The organism is Paenibacillus sp. y28, from assembly GCF_037137075.1.
Classification (GTDB): Bacteria; Bacillota; Bacilli; order Paenibacillales; family NBRC-103111; genus JBBBNV01.
Map to the genome: position 1 here is coordinate 35418 of NZ_JBBBNV010000021.1, position 18849 is coordinate 54266.

General features: G+C 53.9%; 13 protein-coding genes. 5 read left to right on the top strand and 8 right to left on the bottom strand.

The annotated features are described in order from the left end of the window. Positions 1 to 437: 437 nt before the first annotated feature. Positions 438 to 1502, bottom strand: a complete 1065-nt coding sequence (locus WBG83_RS16130; protein ID WP_336746216.1) for an NAD(P)-dependent alcohol dehydrogenase — start codon at positions 1500 to 1502, stop codon at positions 438 to 440. A 314-nt stretch (positions 1503 to 1816) separates the two neighbouring features. Between WBG83_RS16130 and WBG83_RS16135 the strand changes: the two genes are divergently transcribed. The 4 genes from WBG83_RS16135 (at position 1817) to WBG83_RS16150 (ending at position 5849) form a co-directional block, all read left to right on the top strand. Continuing rightward, on the top strand, positions 1817 to 2488 hold the full coding sequence (locus WBG83_RS16135) for a GntR family transcriptional regulator (protein ID WP_336746262.1): 672 nt from the start codon (positions 1817 to 1819) through the stop codon (positions 2486 to 2488). A 20-nt stretch (positions 2489 to 2508) separates the two neighbouring features. Then, on the top strand, positions 2509 to 3594 hold the full coding sequence (uxuA, locus tag WBG83_RS16140; protein ID WP_336746217.1) for a mannonate dehydratase: 1086 nt from the start codon (positions 2509 to 2511) through the stop codon (positions 3592 to 3594). Next, complete coding sequence (locus WBG83_RS16145) at positions 3591 to 4445, top strand: SDR family oxidoreductase (RefSeq protein WP_336746218.1); 855 nt, start codon at positions 3591 to 3593, stop codon at positions 4443 to 4445. Before uxuA ends, WBG83_RS16145 begins: the two co-directional genes overlap by 4 nt. A 390-nt stretch (positions 4446 to 4835) precedes the next feature. After that, the gene (locus WBG83_RS16150) at positions 4836 to 5849 is read left to right on the top strand and encodes an HD domain-containing phosphohydrolase (protein ID WP_336746219.1); all 1014 of its coding nucleotides are present in this window, start codon (positions 4836 to 4838) and stop codon (positions 5847 to 5849) included. Between the two features lie 416 nt (positions 5850 to 6265). Here the strand turns inward: WBG83_RS16150 and WBG83_RS16155 are convergent, their stop codons facing one another. From WBG83_RS16155 to WBG83_RS16185, 7 genes are all read right to left on the bottom strand, one after another. After that, on the bottom strand, positions 6266 to 9418 hold the full coding sequence (locus tag WBG83_RS16155) for an alpha-mannosidase (protein WP_336746220.1): 3153 nt from the start codon (positions 9416 to 9418) through the stop codon (positions 6266 to 6268). A gap of 257 nt (positions 9419 to 9675) precedes the next feature. Beyond that, on the bottom strand, positions 9676 to 11931 hold the full coding sequence (locus tag WBG83_RS16160) for a helix-turn-helix domain-containing protein (RefSeq protein WP_336746221.1): 2256 nt from the start codon (positions 11929 to 11931) through the stop codon (positions 9676 to 9678). Between the two features lie 304 nt (positions 11932 to 12235). Beyond that, positions 12236 to 13738: an extracellular solute-binding protein gene (locus tag WBG83_RS16165; RefSeq protein WP_336746222.1), complete on the bottom strand. Its 1503-nt coding sequence runs from the start codon at positions 13736 to 13738 to the stop codon at positions 12236 to 12238. 25 nt (positions 13739 to 13763) lie between these two features. Further along, complete coding sequence (locus WBG83_RS16170) at positions 13764 to 14642, bottom strand: carbohydrate ABC transporter permease (RefSeq protein ID WP_336746223.1); 879 nt, start codon at positions 14640 to 14642, stop codon at positions 13764 to 13766. A 17-nt stretch (positions 14643 to 14659) separates the two neighbouring features. Beyond that, a complete protein-coding gene (locus tag WBG83_RS16175; protein ID WP_336746225.1) occupies positions 14660 to 15610 on the bottom strand; it encodes an ABC transporter permease in 951 nt (316 codons plus the stop codon). 191 nt (positions 15611 to 15801) lie between these two features. Continuing rightward, positions 15802 to 16644 carry a glycoside hydrolase family 43 protein gene (locus WBG83_RS16180; protein ID WP_336746227.1) on the bottom strand — a complete coding sequence of 281 codons (843 nt, stop codon included), beginning with the start codon at positions 16642 to 16644 and terminating at the stop codon, positions 15802 to 15804. A 144-nt stretch (positions 16645 to 16788) separates the two neighbouring features. Next, complete coding sequence (locus WBG83_RS16185) at positions 16789 to 18048, bottom strand: glycoside hydrolase family 27 protein (RefSeq protein ID WP_336746264.1); 1260 nt, start codon at positions 18046 to 18048, stop codon at positions 16789 to 16791. 378 nt (positions 18049 to 18426) lie between these two features. Between WBG83_RS16185 and WBG83_RS16190 the strand changes: the two genes are divergently transcribed. After that, on the top strand, positions 18427 to 18828 hold the full coding sequence (locus WBG83_RS16190; protein WP_336746229.1) for a secondary thiamine-phosphate synthase enzyme YjbQ: 402 nt from the start codon (positions 18427 to 18429) through the stop codon (positions 18826 to 18828). The last annotated feature ends 21 nt before the right edge of the window (positions 18829 to 18849 follow it).

The window sequence follows — 18849 nt, forward strand, 5'->3', positions numbered from 1 at the left end:
AGCTTCCACACCATAGCCGCCGTCTTCGTTCTCACCTGTCATGACAGGAACTGTACAAAAAATGACAAATACCGCAATGGAATAAAGAAGCATTTCGACATCTGGTACTAAAGTCCTTCTTTTTAATCTTGAAAAATAGCTAAATTAACCATGACCGTCTTCGTCACCGCCGAATTCGCGGTTCTCAAATAGGACGAACACTTATTGAACAGGTCCTTTAGCATTAATTACCCTGATTTCGACATTTATCTCCCTCTATATCGGATACTGCCATGTCCCAATGCCGATCATCAAAAAAGGACAGTGCCCGCTTCATCGTCCGGCCGGAGCTAAAACTGTACACAGATGCGCATGCGTATCGCAGCGGAGCAATCGTGAAGTAAAAATGCAGCGGCATCCGGAACCGGACACCGCTGCATTCTTACTTCATGAAACTGCTATTCGTTCGGATACACCATTACCTTCAGGCTGCCGCTCTTATTATGAATGGCCCGCTCCATGGCAGCCTGAGTTTGAGCCAGCGGATACCGGTCCGTGATGAGCGATTTCGTATCAATCAAGCCGGACGCCAGAAATTCGATCCCGCTCGGGTACGTATTGGCATAACGGAAAATACCGTAAATATCGATTTCGTTATCCGCAATAAACGGAACATTCAGCGGAATTTCATCCTGGGCGGGCAACCCGACGATAGCCAGCTTGCCCCCGCGGCGGATCGAATACAGGGCGGACTGAAGCGCCCGGGGATTCCCCGCCGTTTCCCAGGCTGTGTCTACGCCGACACCGCCCGTGATTTGCCGGATACGCTCATTTGCATCCTCTTCCCGGACATTGATCGTATGCGTGGCACCAAGACGCGCTGCCGCATCCAGACGCACCTGCTCCAGATCGGTCACAATAATCCGGCTGGCGCCGAAGGACTTGGCGGCAGCAACCGCCATGAGCCCGACCGGCCCCATTCCCATAATAGCCACTGTCGAACCCGGCTGCAGACGGCTCCGCTTGGCCGCGTGAATCCCGACCGAGAACGGCTCGTTCAGGGCAGCCTCCTCAAAGGAAAGATGGTCCGGAATCGGGAACACCATATCCTCCCGAATCGCCATATACTGAACGAATGCTCCGTCTACCGGCGGTGTAGCCAAAAACTGTACATCCGGGCACAGATTATACCGCCCTTCCTTGCAGGCGCTGCAGCGGCCGCAGGTGACTCCCGGCTCAACCGCGACACGGTCGCCTTCACGCAGCCGCGTAACGCGTGACCCGACGGCGGCAACGACCCCTGCGCATTCATGACCGAGAATAATCGGTTTTTCTACAACAAACCGCCCGATACGGCCATGCTCATAGTAATGCACATCCGAGCCGCACACCCCGACCGCCATCACCTGAATCAGCACCTCATCCGCCCTGACCTGCGGCACCGGACGCTCTTCAATGATGATAGTTCCCGGCTGCGGCATAACCGCTGCTTTCATCGTTTGCGGCAAAGCTGTTTTCGTCATTGTCAGTTCCCCTTTGCATATGCTTTCAGACCGGTGGTCTGACTTTTGAATTCGCTTTCTACTACGATACGATGTTCATTTTACCAGCTTTTCCGGGTTCAAGCCCATGAATGTTAGAATTACTCCAAATCACACCAAATGACACCAAACCGACTTGTCCCGCAGCGTTTTTCCCGGATTGACCGAAGGAACGAACCGGTATAACGCATCTGTTCCTTACTTGAAACCAGATGCTTTTTTTGCGCCTTCCATACTACCATACAAGTATGGTAGTATAATTTTTATAAACCCTTCCCGGAGGTGAACACGTGAGCATGATTGTAAAGCCCCAGCCCGCCTCCACACGAGATGCCGTGTATGCGGCGCTGCTGGATCAGATTCTTCGTCTTGAATTGCCGCCCGGAGCGAGCATATCCGAAAAGGACATCTCCGAACGCTTCGGCGTCAGCCGGACGCCGGTGCGGGAAAGCTTCGTCCGCTTGTCCCAGGAAGGCCTCCTGGAGGTATATCCCCAGCGGGCCACCTTCGTGTCGCTGATTGATTTGGAGCTGGCGGAGGAAGCCCGGTTCATGCGGGAGCAGCTGGAGCGGGCCGTCATCCGGCTGGCCTGCGGCGCTTTTCCGGCGGAGCACCTCCTGGCGCTTCAAACGAACCTCACCCAGCAGAAGGCCTGCATCGAAGAGGAAGACGACAAGAAGATGTTCGAGCTGGATGAGGCGTTTCACCGCACCATTTTTGAAGGCTGCCACAAAAGCAATACATGGGCTGTAATTCAGCAAATCAATGTGCATTTGAACCGGACCCGCGTCCTGCGGCTGGCCGACGATCACCACTGGGACGAACTGTATAATCAGCACCTGCAAATGGTCGAGTCCATCCGGCTGCAGCACGCCGATCAGGCGGAGCAGTTGATGACGGAGCATCTGCATCTCACCATTGCCGATCAGGCGCTGCTGAAGCAAAAATATCCCACCTATTTCAAATAACCGGAGGCGAAGCTCCCTTTATGAAAATGGTATTCCGATGGTTCGGTGAGGGCAATGACACAGTTACGCTAAACCAGATTAAACAAATTCCCGGTGTCGAAGGCATCGTCTGGGCGCTCCATGACGTCCCGGCCGGTGAAGAATGGCCGATGGACAAAATCCTCGCTATTAAAGCACAAGCCGATCAGGCGGGACTGCATATGCAGGTCGTGGAGAGCGTCAATATTCACGAGGATATCAAGCTCGGGCTGCCCAGCCGGGATCTGTTCATCGACAACTACAAGAAAACCATCGCGAAGCTCGCCCAGGTGGGCGTGAAGGTGATCTGCTATAACTTCATGCCCGTGTTCGATTGGGTCCGCACCGATCTGCACAAAGCGCTGGAAGACGGCTCGACGGCGCTGTTTTATGAAAAAAGCAAAGTGGCGCACCTGAACCTGTCCGAGCATGTCAAAGTAATTAATGAAAATCCGGAATTTACGATGCCGGGCTGGGAGCCGGAGCGTCTGGCGCATCTGACCTCGCTGTTTGAAGCATACCAGGGCGTTACCGAGGAGCAGTTATTTGAGAACGCCAAATATTTTCTGGATGAGGTTATTCCGGTCGCGGCCAAGCACGGCATCAAAATGGCGATTCACCCGGACGATCCGCCATGGCCGATCTTCGGACTGCCCCGTATTATGACGGGCCAGAACAATATCCGGCGCTTCCTGCAGCTGCACGACAGCCCGTACAACGGCCTAACCCTGTGCAGCGGATCGCTCGGCGCGAATCCCGCCAACGATATTATCGCCATGATTCATGAATTTGCGGGCCGTATTCCGTTTGCGCATATCCGCAACGTCCGCGTGTACGAGAACGGGGATTTCATCGAGACCTCACACCGCACCCAGGACGGAACCGTCGATATCGCCGGGGTTGTTCAGGCGTTTCATGAGGAGGGCTACGAGGGCTATTGCCGGCCGGACCACGGCCGTCACCTTTGGGATGAGCAGTGCCGCCCCGGCTACGGCCTGTACGACCGGGCGCTCGGCATGATGTATTTGTGGGGACTTTGGGACGCATACCGCAAGGCTGCGGCAGAAAAGGAGACGAACCAGGCATGATCGAACTAACGAAGCATTCTTTTCTACAGGGGAAAGTAGCTGTCATTACGGGCGGGGCCGGCGTATTGTGCCGGGCGATGGCAATTGAGCTGGGCCGTCAGGGCGCGCGCGTCGCGATTTTGAACCGAACCGTGGAAAAAGGAGCTGAAGTTGCCGCCGAAATCCGGGCTGCCGGCGGTACGGCCGCTGCCTTCGCCTGCGATGTAACGAAGCCGGAGAGCGTGCAGCAGGCTGCAGCCGAGGTGCTCGCACAGCTCGGGCCGTGCGACATTTTGATTAACGGGGCGGGCGGCAACCACCCCAGCGCCAATACGACGAATGAAATTTTCAAGCCGGAGGATCTGGACAATCCGGACATCACTACCTTTTTCGGACTGAGTGTGGACGGCTTCCGCAGCGTGCTCGATTTGAACTTCGTCGGCAGCCTGATTCCGACCCAGATTTTTACCAAGCACATGCTTGGCCGCGCGGGAACGACCGTCATCAACATTTCGTCCATGAGCGCGCCTTCCCCGATGACCAAGGTTCCTGCCTACAGCGCCGCCAAAGCAGCAATTAACAATTTCACCCAATGGCTGGCCGTCCATCTGGCGGAAAGCGGCATTCGTGTAAATGCCATTGCGCCGGGCTTTTTCCTGACCAAGCAGAATGAGAAGCTGCTGCTGAAGGAGGACGGCTCCCTGACAGAGCGCTCCGGCAAAATTATTTCCCATACGCCGATGCGCCGCTTCGGCCGGCCGGAGGACTTGCTCGGCACGCTGCTGTGGCTTGCGGACGAGAACATGTCCGGCTTCGTTACGGGAACGACCATCCCTGTGGATGGCGGCTTCATGGCCTATTCCGGCGTATAAGCCGGCGGATGCGCAGCAACTCCGAAACCTACACAATAAAGCTTCACTTGCGAGGAGGGGCCATACGCCCCTCCTTTTTGGCGGCTTGCGGGTGTTCTCTCTTCGCAAAGCGCGGTCCGGTTTGTTACATTTTTGCGACAGTATCTATGGAATTCCGCCCGCTATAACCTAAATCTGTTATGATTACATGTGACAACATCAATCGTCATCATTGCCCGTGACAAGGGCAAAAACGGAATCGTGTAGAACGGCGTTTCGTACATTGCGGCTCTCCATACGTGCAGCTTCCCATGACAGCAGGCAGCCGCGCGGCGCCGCCATACGGACGCATGATTTACAATTTACAACCCATCAGCGTGATTAAATTTTAAGTGAAGCTTGAGGTAAAGTATGATTAATCCAGTCTTTCAACCCTTTTTGAAGCTCGGGGATGCGGTCATTATTACCGATGCGGACCACCGCATTTTGGCCGTCAACCGGACCTATGAAACCATTACCGGTTATCTGGAGGATGAAATTGTAGGCAAAAAAGCCGGAATTCTGCGTACCGTGTACACACCGGAAGAAACGTTCGCCAGCATGAAGCAGACGATTCGTGCCGGCAAGACGTGGTCCGGCGTCTTTACGAATCAGAAGCGCAGCGCCGAGCTGTGGCATTCTTCGATCACGATTACCCCGTTCGAGCTGGACGATGGCGTGTTCTATGTCGGCATATTCCGGGAGCTCGAGCGGCTGAACCGCGGCTTTTATTTAGCGGAGGAGCGGGTCGATTCCATTCAGAAATCGCTGCTGCGCGTACTCGCCGTGTCTTGTGAAATTCGCGATCCCGGGATCGAATCTCATCTGAACCGTGTGCAGAAGCTCTCCGAGCTGCTCGTTGCAAGACATAATGAACGGATGGAGCTTGGCCTATCCGCCGCCCGGATCGCCCGGATTGGACATTCCAGCATCCTGCACGATATCGGCAAGTCCGCCATACCCGAAGGAATTTTGTACAAGCCCGGTCCGCTGGCGGATTACGAGCGCAAAATTATTGAAATGCATCCCCTCATCGGCGTTGACATCGTCAGCAAAATTTTTGCGGAGCTGGACGACGATTTGTTCGAGCACGAGCTGGCTACGGCCAAAAACATTATCCTTTACCACCACGAGCGGTGGGACGGCCTAGGTTACCCGCACGGCCTGTCGGAAACAAAAATTCCCGTCGAAGCCCGAATTGTAAGCGTAGTGGATGTATTCGACGCGCTAACCTCCAAGCGGGCATACAAAGAAAAATGGACGACCGTTGCAGCGCTGCAGTATTTGGACGAGCAAAAGGGCGCACAGTTCGATCCGGACATCGTCGATTCCTTCTTCACTTTGCATGAGGACGGCCTGCTGTCCTCTTATGTCGAGCCGCGGTAAAGCATATAGGGCCTTTCTTATGCAGGCTGCAAGAGGAAGGAACAGCACACTCCAACAACAGCCTGCCCTGAGCCCGGATCGTTCAGCATAAACACCTGATAAGCGGTTACATAGAGGCTGATTTAACAGCCCTGCTTCCTCCTTCCAGGAAAAAACATTCATCTTTGAACGATACACTTATCTCAGGTTTTTGATACATGATGTTTCAATAGTCTGATTTTAACTTTTTGCTCCTTTCCTTGCTTCGCTCCGGCTTTCGTAAGTGCTGAAGAAATGATTATCGGTGAAACAGGTCCCAGCAGGAATAATCCTACTTGGGCGCGGCCTAACTTTTTAATCGCAAAAATAGCTTCTACCATCGCAAAAAAGCAAAAAAACGTTCTCCTCTCTGCTATGGGAGGAGAACGTTTTTCGGTTTATTCGTTTGTGGTGAAATCAACGAGAATGGTTTTAATCTCGTACGGCTTGATATCAAACCGAATCGGGGTATTGTCGAACCGTTCCCCTTCCGGCTCTTCCATTAGGCTGCACTCCTGCCAGGAACGGATTCCCCAGTCGCTGCTGATCGTCACCTCGCCGCGCTTGCCGGCAAACTCATGCAGGCGCAGCACGGCCACATTTTGATCCTCGGCCTTCTTCACCGCATCGATCATCACATGGCCTGCGGAGATAGAAAACAGTGAAAAACTCGGACGCGCCGGTGTTCTGCGCACCCAGGTGAGAGGACTGTTTAATGCCCATGCCTCCTGTACAGTCCCCCCCTCATACCAATCACCGGCATGAGGCAGCAGCGAGTAAACGAAGTGATGCTCGCCCTGGTCGGCCTGCGGATCGGGGAACAATGCCGATTTAATCAGCGTCAGACGCATCACATGGTCCTTTATATCGTAGCCGTATTTGCAATTGTTCAGCAAGCTTACGCCGTAGTCCCGTTCGGACAAGTCGGCCCATTGATGGCCTACGGTTTCGAATTTGGCATAGTCCCAGCTCGTATTCCAGTGTGTCGGCCGCTTGACGTTGCCGAATTGAATATCGTACGTGGCTTCGGTTGACCGGACATTGACCGGGAAAGCAGCCTTGAGCAGCTGCCGCGGCTCATGCCAATCCACCTTCGTTTGGAAATCAATTCGTCTGGAATCCGCATACCAGACCATGGTCTGCTCGATGGTAGAGCTCATGTATTGCCACTCGAACCGGACTGCCGCACGCAGCAATCCCGCTTCCAGCACCTCCACACGGCACAGATCCTGAATCACCCTCATTTTTTGCTGGTAGTAGATATCGATATCCCAAGCTTCATGCCGGCTCTTCGGTTTATCCTCGAACACTTGGAAAACGTTACCCGCTTCCCCCGCAGCCAGCACTTCCCGGCCGGCTTCTTTGTCGTAAAGGCGGGTTAGCTGCCCGCAGCTGTTCCATGCCACCTCATAGTATGGAGTCGAAATTCCATTGTCCCGAAGCTGGAACGGTGCGGCAGCAAGTCTTTCCCCTGCCGCCTGTCCTTCGGCAAATGTGATAACCGTGTAGCCCATAGCCGGTACGGCAGGCACCCGGATATGCCACTGCATGTTCTCCAGCTGCGCTTCCAGCCGCTTCCCCTCGCGGTCCAGCCAGCCCCCCGTCTCCTGCCCGTCCAGCGCGGGAACACATATCTGCTCCGTGCGCTCCCACGCAGCTCCGTTAAATACGGTCACACCGGTGGCGGACGGGTGGAAGGCAACCGCTTCTGAGGCCAAATCCCGCTGGGACCTCCCTATGCGCTCCGCTTCGGCATACTCTTCCCGGCAATCGTCATACACCTCCCGGATGGAGGAGCCGGGAATGATATCATGAAATTGATTGCGCAGAATGATTTTCCAGCCCTTATCCAGATCTTTCTGCCTGTAAATCAGCCAATCCCCCTGCAGCAGGCTTCCCATCATGCCAAGCCATTCCGCTTCCCGGTACAGCAGCTCCAGCTCCCGGTTCATGCGCTTGATAAAGGCCTGGCTCGTAAAGGTTCCGCGGTGAAGCTCCAGATACAGCTCACCATCCCAGGTATGCACATACTCCTCGGTCGATTCCACACGCCGGGCCAGCTCTTCAAAATAATCGTCCGCCCGTCCGGTTGTAACATGCGGCAGTCCGGGAAGCTCCGCCAATCTGCGGCGCATCTCCAGCATCTCACGGTTAACCCCGCCGCCCCCGTCGCCGTGACCGTAGGCCAGCAGCAGCTCCTTGTTTAACGGCTTATCTTGATAAGCCTCCCAAATCCCCTGCACGGAACGCGGCGTCACCTTGCCGTTATACGTATAGTAGAACGCCCCGTTATCCTGACCCGGCTCCGGCGTTGTGATGAAATGGGTCAAAATCCGGGTTCCGTCCATTCCGCGCCAATAAAACGTGTCATGCGGCATCCGGTTGTACTGGTTCCAGCTGATTTTGGTCGTCATAAAGGCCTTAATACCGGACTTCACCAAAATTTGCGGCAGCGCCCAGCTGTAGCCGAACACATCGGGCAGCCACAAATACATGCACTCCGTACCAAACTCCTGCTTGAAAAAGCGTTTCCCGTACAAAATTTGGCGGATCAGCGATTCACCGGACGTTAAATTGCAATCCGCTTCCAGCCACATGGCGCCTCCGGCCTCCCAGCGCCCGTCCTTCACCCGTTCCCGGATTTGACGGTAAATCTCCGGATAGTCTGTTTTTATATATTCATACAGCTGAGGCTGAGTCTGAAGAAAAACATATTCCGGGAACTGCTCCATCAGCCGCAGGACGGTGGAAAACGACCGCGCCGCTTTCTCGCGGGTATGCTTCAGCCGCCACAGCCAGGCTACGTCTATATGCGTGTGTCCGATGCAACGGACCGTAACGGCATGCTGCTTGGGCATGTCCGCCAGCCGCCGCTTGAGCGCCGCCAGTGCCTGGACGACCGAAGCATAGAACTGCTCCGAGCCTGGGCGTGACCAGTCCAGCCGCTTGAATGCCCCGTCCAGCGCTGCCAGCAAATCATGCCGCTCCGGGCGGCTGTCTGCCAGAAGCTTCACCGTCTCAATAATGGCCGAGGCTGTATAAAACAAATCGTCGGTATCCTCATCCAGCCAGCACAGCGCTGCCTGCTGAAGCTGATGCTCCAGCACCTGAATCTTCCCGTAGCCGTTTAACCCCGACCAGAGCCGGAACCGCAAAGAAACATTGCTCCCGGCCAGTTCAGCGGGCAGAAGCACCTCCTGATGGAACGCGTCCACCCCTTGATAAGGGCGCCCGTTCAGGAACAACAGCGACTCAAACCCGCCGATATTGCCCCCGACCGTATCCCCGAACTGAAAGCGGCCTACAAGGCGCCGGCCTTTCCATTCCAGCGGCAGCGCGATATCTGCTGCCAGCCATAGATAATGATCCCGGCCTTTCCAGCGGTCCCCGGGACGAAGCTCCTCCCATACGCCATCCTCTGACGGATAAGCGCCGAGGTCACCGCCTACATCGAGCTTGCTGCGGAAGGATGGAATCGGCCTCTCATCGCGATATCGTAATTCCTGCAGCTCCCCAATTTGCTTCTCCAGTTTCTCCGTCGTCCAAAACATCGGATTAATCTCCTCCTAGCCGGAGCAGCGGGCCTTAAATCGCTTGATCGCCGGCTGCCGGGCGGATCTGTAGTTGCCTTGCCCTGTATATGCAAGCATGGTCTGAACAAGGAAGCTTTCGTCAGAAAGCTTCTTAGAAGCTCCGACACCTACTTTAAGGATTCAGGGCGTGGCCGTATACAATCCGATCGGCAGAACCTGCACGGGTCGTGCAGGCTGCAGTCCTGTATAATCACAAGAGCAGCATGGCATAATCCTCAGGGAAGCTGCGCATATTTTTTCCGGTATTCGCCTGGAGTCATATCCTCTGTTTTACGGAATGAGCGAATAAAGTTTTGCGGGTTTTGATATTGCAGCCGTTCTGCAATTTCCACAATTTTCATATCCGTCTCCAGCAGCCATTTCCTAGCTTGGTTCATCCGAACCTGCGACAAATAATCGCTGAAATTGATGCCCAGCTCCTTGCGGAACACCGCCTTCAAATAATTGGGATGGTAATTGAGGCGAGCCGCGCACACATCCAGTGTCAGCTCCGATTCAAATTCGGCATGAATAATATCCTTCATCTGCTCGGAAATGTTCTTGTTGCGGGAATCCCACTTTTTGCCCAGCACCGAAACGATAGGCTCCAGCACCTTGACCATAAACCAGTGCTCCACATCTTCTACTGTCCGAAGACTGAACAGCTGCTCCACCAGCTCCCGGTCATCTCCTTTGGTCATCGGCAGCTGCTCCCCGGCGTTCTGGACCTCGCGGATTAAATCGGTCAACAGCCTGAACAGCAGCATCTGGTATTCCTGATGGCTCGTCGTTTCCTTCAAGGTCATGATTAGAAACTCGTGCAGCAGACCGCTCGCTTTGTCCAGGTCCGGCACGTTCAAGGCCTCAATCAGCTGCTTCTCAATCCACTCCGGATACATCGTAATCACTTTGAAATCCGGCAGCACATCCTCCAGGAACAGAATCGCCTCCTCGCCGAAGCGGATTCTGTATTTCAATGCCTCCAGGCTCTCCCTGTAGGCCGACTCCGCCAAGGGCAGACGCGAATGAAACCGGCTAATGCCAATACTGATGCTCAGGCCCAAAATCCCTTTTACGGTCGACTGAAGCATCTCCGCCCAGGTAAACACTTCATTTTTTGCAGCCTCCGGCGATTCCTCCTTCAGCTTAAAGATTGTAACCTGGTTGCCTCCCAGAACGACCGGATCGAACCGGATCTGCTCCGGGAACAGCTCCATCACGATGTTGGAGACCGCAAACATCAGCAAATCCCGGTCGGTCTCACGGAACCGGGTTCCGGCAAATGTGTCAATCTGCACCGTAACGATGCACAACATTTCGCCATCCAGTGTAAAATGATACTGGCCCGCTTTTTCCTCAATTTCCTTCGTTCCGATCTCGCCGAGCAGCAGCTTTCTGATGAAAAACTCCTTCAGCTGCCGCTTCTGGCCCTGAATTTGATCCAGCAGCTGGGTCTGGGAATGGTGCAGTGTCCGGATATGCTCACCGATGACAACCAGCTCGTCCTGCGATTTGTCCGGACCGGACCGGTCGGCACCGACGACCACTTCAAATACTCTGCGAATCGGCATATAGATTTTGCGCAGCCCTACAAGTGAAAGCAGCAGCAGCACAACAAAAATGCCGGTGCAAATCCATACCGTATACCAGCCGATAGCCCGGGACTCCTTCGTAATCTCGGCAATGGAAACAATCGAAACGTAGGTCCAGCCGTTATAGGAGGACGTGCGGTAGCTTACTCCGATGGATTGCTTGTTGATGTCCAGCATCTCAAAGCCTTGGTCACCCGGAGTTGCCTTCAAATGCGCCATAATCCGGTCCATCACGGCGGCCGGAAACACCGGCTGATCCACGGCGGTAAGCAGCCGGTAGTCCTCATCCAGAATGACGGTCTGAACGTCTCCGTTTACAGCCGGGACCAGCTTTTGCAAACGGTAATTCGGTATTGTAACTACCAGTAATCCGACTGGATTATTCATTACATTAAGCGGAAGCTTCTTGATTAACCGGACCTTGGAGGCTTCCTGATCGGACTGCCACTGGGAGGTGACCGGAATAGACGCCATGCTTGTAAACCCTTTCAATTCCTCATTCGTCGACAAGCGGTTATAGCCAGTGCGATTGAAATACCACTGCCCGGCAAAGCTGACCAGTTGAACCTCCTCAATCCCCAAATCATAGGATTGCAGCTTATGCACGCCCTCCGCCACTTCATATATTTTGGCAAAATCCCTGTAATCCAGATCCGACCCTATCGTTAGCGTGATGAGCGAGGTATTCATAAACTGCATCATCGAGGCATCAATGCTTTGCAGCAGCTGCTCCACCTTCAGCTGAGTTTGCTCCAATACCTGCATATTCCCCTGGATCACCTTGTCTTGGATGATATGATTTGCTTTGTAATATGAAAGAAAGCCGAGAGAAAAGACCGGAAGCGTAACAAGGATCATGCTGAATATCATCAATTTGCGCAAGTATTTGGATTTCCACATCGTGATCCCTCATTAATTTGGTTGTTTGGGCTATTATAAAAAATACAGGAACAGAATACAAACACGTGTCCTGTATCCCAGCTTAGCTTGCACCATAAATATCGTCTATAATCATTAGGGCAGATGCTGATTCTGAAGCGTGGTTACGGGCTTTATCAAGCAAGGACAGCGCGGAGATAGGCCAAAAAACCGCCCCATGCTCACCCGATTCCCGGATGAGGCGGACAGCTTGGCGATTGCGGGATGAATGAAAAGGCAGGAAACCCGCCGGTGAGGCCGGGCGGATTTCCTGTTGCATTGCAGGTTATTTGCCTTTATTCTTGTTGTAATCGGCCGTAAATTCCTCGATAATTTTGTCTCCGCCGCTCTTGCGCCATTTGTCTACGGCGTCGTTCCAGCCTTTTTCATCCAGCTCGCCGAAGGCATACCGTGTAATCGCGTCGGTCATAGCTTTTTTGAGGTCGTTGCCCTTTTGCGTGTTCGTGTCAGACAACAGTGAGGCGCTAAGATCGACCACCGCGTTATTTTTATTGTCTACAAAAATTTTATCGATTTTTTGCTCCAATTCGGTCTTCGTAATCGACATCCCCACCATCGGGTCATTCCACTTGAAGTTCTTCAGGTCTCCGCTGCCCGCAGCACCGGATATTATTTTGGCCTTGCCGTTTTCAACGGTATAATCCGTGCCTTCAATACCATACATCAGCATGGATTGAATCGGCTCTTCCGCCATCTGATCGAGGAAGGCAATGATTTGCTTCACTTTTGCTTCGCTGGTCACGCTTTGCTTCGGAATGGCAATCAGGGAATCATAGCCAAAGGTTGCCCGCGTGCGAAGTCCTTGTGCTCCTTCGAAATTTTGCGTTACATCAATTTTCGCTTTCGGGTCCTGCTTCAGCATATCGATATGACGGGTTGCCGCATCGTCGATAACGGAGAAGTACATCCCGGCTTTGCCCTGATTGAAGTATTCATATTTTTTTGCGATGGGGAAGTCCGAGCTAATCAGCTTCTCGCTCACCATTTTACGGTATAAATCCAGCGCGGTTTTGAACTCGGGATACATGAAGTCCGGGGTCACCTTGCCGTCCTTCAGCCCCCAGGCATTCGGACCGCCGTTCATAATCGTCAGCTGCTTCAGAAGCTCCATCACGCTGTCTTCCTGGATACCGAATGTATTGTTCTTGCCGTCCTTATCCGGGTCATTGTTCGTAAATGCTTTTGCGACATTGTAGATGTCTTCCGCCGTTTTCGGCACCGGCAGTCCGAGATTATCCAGCCAGTCCTTGCGGAAAATCATGCCGTACCGCGACAGGACACGCTCCCGCGGAATCCCGAACAGCTGCCCGTTGATGCTGGCATTTTCAACAGCGACCGTGCTCATTTTGCTTAAATTTTTCGTCTCCTTCAAGAAGGGGGCCAAATCCCAGAATACGCCGGACATCTGGGCATTGAGCATGGCGGACTCTTTATTTTTACGGATAAGCAGCACATCAGGCATTTTCCCGGAAGCTATCGTTGCGCTTACTTTATCATCATAGGCGCTTCCTGCTCCGGGCACCCATGTAATATCCAGCTTGGTGTTGGTGATTTCTTCAATTTTCTTAATCGAGGCGTTGTCCTTTTTGGGAGGCTCCGCCAGCTGTTGAATCATCATAATATTCAGCTCAAGCGGCTTACTCGAATCAGCCTGGGTGTCGGCAGCTTCCTTTTTAGGACCGCAAGCGGCCAGCAGGGAGGCGGTCAAGCAAGTGACGCAAGCAAGCGTGAGCAATTTGGTCGTCATACGCGGTGCTTTCTTTTTCATACGAAATCTCCTCTTTCTCATGGAATTAGCCTTTCACAGACCCCAGCAGCGCGCCTTTGGCGAAATGCTTTTGCAAAAACGGGTAAACAATCAGAATCGGCAACGTGGAGAGTACAATAACCGCCATCTTCACCGTCTCGGCCGGCGGCGGCACAAAGTCGTCACCGAACTGCGTCGAATCTCCAATCCCCCCTTGTGAGAGTATAACAATTTGCCGCAGCCAAACCTGGATAGGCCATAATGTATTCTCATTAATGTACAGCACGGCGCTAAAGTATGCATTCCAGTGGCCTACCGCATAGAACAGGGATAACGAAGCAAGCACCGGCGCGGACAGCGGAAGCACGATGCGGAACAAAATGCCGATGTCGCTGCAGCCGTCAATCCGGGCCGCCTCCTCCAGCCCGTCAGGAAGCTGCTGGAAGAAGTTGCGCATAATAATCAGGTTAAACGCGCTGACCAGGCCCGGGATAATCAGGGCGGCAAGGCTATCAAGCAGCCCTGTCCATCGGACGACCAGATAGGTCGGAATCATGCCGCCGCTGAACAGCATCGAGAACACGATCAGCTTCATAATCAGCTTGTTCCCCATCAATTCCCGCTGGGCCAGCGGATAAGCCATAAGAGCCGTAAACAGCAGATTCATCAGCGTCCCGACGACAGTAATAAACACCGACACGCCCAGACTGGATAAAATAATATCGGTCGACAGCACGTATTCATAGCCGACAAGCGAGAATTTGGTCGGGAATAAGATGAAGCCCTTCTTGATCAGCTCCTCTGGAGCGGTTAAGGACGAAGCCAGAATGTAAATGAAGGGCAGCACGCACGCGGCGGCAATGAGCGTGAGCAGCGTATAATTGACGATATCCAGCACCCGGCTTGATATGCTTTTGTCTACCATAAAGGGGCCTCCTTCCGTTAGTAAATGCCTTCTTCCCCAAAGCGTTTGGCCAGCTTGTTGGCCCCAATAACCAGAATCAGGCCGATCATCGATTTAAATACCCCGACTGCGGTACTATAGCTGAATTTCCCTTGTGAAATCCCCATACTGTACACATACGTATCGAATACTTCCCCAACCTCGCGGTTCATCGGATTGACCATCAGGAAAATTTGTTCAAAGCCGGTGTCCAGGAAGTTCCCGATCCGGAGAATAAGCAAAATGATAATCGTGCTGCGAATCGCCGGCAGCGTAATATGCCACATCTGGCGCCAGCGCCCTGCGCCGTCAATCTTGGAGGCCTCATACAGCTGCGGGTCAACCCCGGCCAAGGCCGCCAGGAAAATAATCGTTCCCCATCCGGTTTCCTTCCAGATGACCTGTGATGTAATCAGGGTCCGGAACCATTCCCCGCTGAGCAGGAAGTTAATCGGCTCCTTGCCTGCGCCGGTAAGCATCGAATTCACAATGCCGCTTTCGGAAGAGAGGAACAGGAAGCTAATCCCGACCACAACCACCCACGAAACAAAGTGCGGAATATAAACGAAGGTCTGCACCACACGCTTGAACGCTTCCTTGCGGACCTCGTTGAGCATTAAGGAAATGATAATGGGCAGCGGGAAAAAGAACAAAATGTTATAGACCGCCAGCAGGAAGGTGTTCCGGAACAGCGTCCAAAACGTTTCATCCGTAAAAAAAGCCTCAAAGTGCTTAAAGCCAACCCATTTACTATGAAGAATGCCAAGAAACGGCTGATAATCCTGGAAGGCGATTAAGATGCCCCACATGGGGATGTATTTATAAATAATGAAATACAGTAAACCGGGCGCCAGCATGAAGTAAAACCATTTATGCTTTTTAAGCCTGCGGTTAAAAATAGCTCGTTTGGATTGCGTTAGCGATTGCTTCTTCGTCGAAACCGCTTGCATCTCTCATCCCTCCCCAATATCCATCTGTGTTGTTCTTTTTCTGTGGTAACTCTAACGTACCGGACCGGAGGGATGCGCGTCTACAATCCCTGCGGCAGATAATCGCCGGACAAGCCGCGCCAGGACTCGCTTCTCCGCCTTTTTCGCCGCCGGATAATCCATACGGAAGATAGGATAATCCTTGGGGATTATCACTGAGGCTTCATGGTCAGCACATGGCCGTGCCGGGGGGCCGTGGGAAGCGAGGCCCGCTTCGACCAATCCTCCCAATGAATCAAATCCGGGGTAAACCATACGCCGTAATGCTCGGACTCGAAATAATCGAACAGCAGGACCCACCCCCGTTCTCCTTCCCCTGTCAAAGGGAACAAGGCCGGCCCTTCGGTAAGCCGCGGCGTCAATAGAGGCGATATCGCCGTCATCTCGGGGCGGTCCAGACCGCTTTTGCCAAAACGGCATGAGCGCAGCGCTTTATAATCCGTATCCGGGGTGTTCGTGCCCCGTTCATCCTTAAACAGCATCACATATTCGTCTCCGATGTCCGTTACGTTCGCATCAATGACGTTATAGCCAGGATCGAAGAAAACGGCAGCCGGGGAAAATTCCTGGAAATCAGCTGTGACGGCAGACCAAATCCGGTGATCTTTTGGGGGCGCCTCCCCTTCCTTCAGCACTGTCGAGGACCAGATTATCCGGTGCTTGCCGAGAGCCGCATCCCAAAACACCTCCGGAGCCCATGTGTTCTGTGTGCCGGGCAAGGCTTCCATGACGGGCAGCAGCCGCTGCTCGGTCCAGTTCAGCAGATCGGCGGAGCGGGCGTAACCGATAGACTGGGAACGCCAGCCATCGGTCCAAACGGCATGGAAGGTCCCTTCGGCATCCCGGTACACCATCGGGTCCCGGAGCTGGCCGGTACCGACCACAGAGCGAAGAACAGGCTTGCCTCCATTCAGCTCCTGCCAGGCAAGCCCATCGCTGCTGGTTGCCAAATACATAGCCTCATCATCGGTTTTGAAATAAGAGAACACGTACATTTGCGCATCAGTTCCTTTCGTTTATCCTTTAATCAAAAGGGGCAGACCGCATTAAGCCTGTCCGCCCCCTTCCTTGCATGTTCTTCTCCGTCATCGGCCGGCATCGGCCAGAGTCTCCTGATCCCCCGGATCTCGCTCTCGTTATTAAGGAATCACCTTATACAGTTTACATCCATGCGGCGGGACAAGCGCCGCCAGCTTCGTTCCCGGCAGCTCCGGCTCATCGGTCCGGTTCCATAAATCCCGCACTGCGGAAGGCTTCGCATTTCCCAGACCGAGCCAGTCCAGCTCCACAGCGACCTCGGTTTCCGCAGCTCCGGTGTTGAACAACGCCACGTACGTGCCGCCATCCTCATCCTTGGCCGTCCAAGCAATCCGATCCCCCTGGCGGAACAGCTGCCGGTTCCCATAGCTGTGCTTCAGCAGCCGCAGCACCTCCCCGTTGGTGAGCAGAGACAATGTCCAAGGATCGTTGTCCGGCAGATGGCCGCCAAACATCAGGGGCGAACGGAAGATGCACCACAGGGTCATCATCGTCCGCTGCTCATCCGGGGTAAACCGGGTAAAGCGGTCGCCTGCGCCCCGCTCCCCGGAGCGCAGCGCAATGTGCCCGAGCGGGAGCATATCCGCATCCGGCCAGTGGCCCGGTCCTGCAAACGGCGCCCATGCATGGCACCGCTCAAACATCGCGTACAGGTCTTCCCAATCATCCCAATAGTCGTCGGTCATCCGCCACATATTGGCATGCTGCTGCAAATGCAGCCCTTCTTCAACCGGAGCCGGGCCGGGCGACAAACTGAGAACCATCTCTCTGCCGCACCGGTCGATGGCGCTGCGAATCAGCTCTACCTCTTTGCGGTGGTAGCCATACAGCTTTGACTGCGCGATGTCGTCCACCTTGACGAAATCAACACCCCACGCCGCGTAGAGCCGGAACAAGGAATCGTAATATTCCTGCGCTCCGGGCTTGAAAGGATGAACGCCATACATATCCGTATTCCATGGGCAGATGGAATTGGTATGGGCAATGGCCCTAGCCGTGAATGCCGTGCCCAGCACCGGAGTATCCGCATGGGCCGCTTGGCGCGGAATGCCCCGCATGATATGAATGCCGAATTTCAATCCTTTGTCGTGCACATAGTCCGCCAGCGGCTTAAAGCCGTTACCGTCCGCAGCCGACGGAAACCGCTTGACCGAAGGCATCAAACGCCCGTAAGCATCCATCTGCAGCGGGACAAACGGACGATACTGCGCGGAATCCGCATCCGGCTCGTACCACTGGATATCAACCACCACATACTCCCAGCCGAACGGCTTCAGGTGCGCCGCCATATAATCCGCGTTTGCTTTCACTTCCTCCTCGGTCACACTGGCCCCGAAGCAATCCCAGCTGTTCCAGCCCATCGGCGGATAGTACGCTGTCTGTGCCAACGCTTCAGCCCCTCCTTCATGAATTCAGTTCAAGATATCATTGATAAACTAGAAGCCCGCAGTAGACATGCCTTTCGATTCAGGCCTGCTTCCATTTCGAACCGGAACGAGGCCCTGCTTCCAGCTTCCCTTCCCTATTTTCTAAAATAACCTCTCCCCCCATGACCGTCCACAATCCTGAAGGCAGAAGTACTCTTCTAGAGCAAACCTGCGTCCAGACATGCCTGCCCGCCGCTCCTCATAATCATTAGGGCATACCTGATAATCCCCAGAGCAGCGCCGCTCCAACAAAATATTAGATTATTTTGATGAAATTGGTTACTATTGTTTTGAAAGAGGTGACTCGTATCCATGTTAAAATCATTTTCACTATCCACCCATACCCGAGATGAGATGATCGATGTAACGAGCCGGATAGCCGCCTGCGTTCGTGAGAGCGGTGTCACCGACGGCATCGCCGTCGTGTACTGCCCGCATACGACAGCCGGCATTACGATTAACGAGAACGCCGATCCGGATGTCAAGCATGACGTGCTGCTGCGCCTGGATGAAGTATACCCCTGGGAGCATCCGCGTTACCGCCACGCTGAGGGGAACACCGCAGCTCATTTAAAAGCGATTACGACCGGCTCCTCGCAAACGGTGATTATCGACCAAGGACGGCTCGTTCTGGGCCGCTGGCAGGGCATTTATTTCTGCGAATTCGACGGCCCTCGCCAAAGACAGTTCCTGGTCAAGCTTATCAGCAGCTAACAGCAGGCATCCCGTCTGCCA

Coding starts and splice junctions, on each gene's coding strand:
- WBG83_RS16130 (WP_336746216.1), bottom strand. CDS start 1,502: ATGACGAAAACAGCTTTGCCGCAAACGATGAAAGCAGCGGTTATGCCG.
- WBG83_RS16135 (WP_336746262.1), top strand. CDS start 1,817: ATGATTGTAAAGCCCCAGCCCGCCTCCACACGAGATGCCGTGTATGCG.
- uxuA (WP_336746217.1), top strand. CDS start 2,509: ATGAAAATGGTATTCCGATGGTTCGGTGAGGGCAATGACACAGTTACG.
- WBG83_RS16145 (WP_336746218.1), top strand. CDS start 3,591: ATGATCGAACTAACGAAGCATTCTTTTCTACAGGGGAAAGTAGCTGTC.
- WBG83_RS16150 (WP_336746219.1), top strand. CDS start 4,836: ATGATTAATCCAGTCTTTCAACCCTTTTTGAAGCTCGGGGATGCGGTC.
- WBG83_RS16155 (WP_336746220.1), bottom strand. CDS start 9,418: ATGTTTTGGACGACGGAGAAACTGGAGAAGCAAATTGGGGAGCTGCAG.
- WBG83_RS16160 (WP_336746221.1), bottom strand. CDS start 11,931: ATGTGGAAATCCAAATACTTGCGCAAATTGATGATATTCAGCATGATC.
- WBG83_RS16165 (WP_336746222.1), bottom strand. CDS start 13,738: ATGAAAAAGAAAGCACCGCGTATGACGACCAAATTGCTCACGCTTGCT.
- WBG83_RS16170 (WP_336746223.1), bottom strand. CDS start 14,642: ATGGTAGACAAAAGCATATCAAGCCGGGTGCTGGATATCGTCAATTAT.
- WBG83_RS16175 (WP_336746225.1), bottom strand. CDS start 15,610: ATGCAAGCGGTTTCGACGAAGAAGCAATCGCTAACGCAATCCAAACGA.
- WBG83_RS16180 (WP_336746227.1), bottom strand. CDS start 16,644: ATGTACGTGTTCTCTTATTTCAAAACCGATGATGAGGCTATGTATTTG.
- WBG83_RS16185 (WP_336746264.1), bottom strand. CDS start 18,048: ATGGGCTGGAACAGCTGGGATTGCTTCGGGGCCAGTGTGACCGAGGAG.
- WBG83_RS16190 (WP_336746229.1), top strand. CDS start 18,427: ATGTTAAAATCATTTTCACTATCCACCCATACCCGAGATGAGATGATC.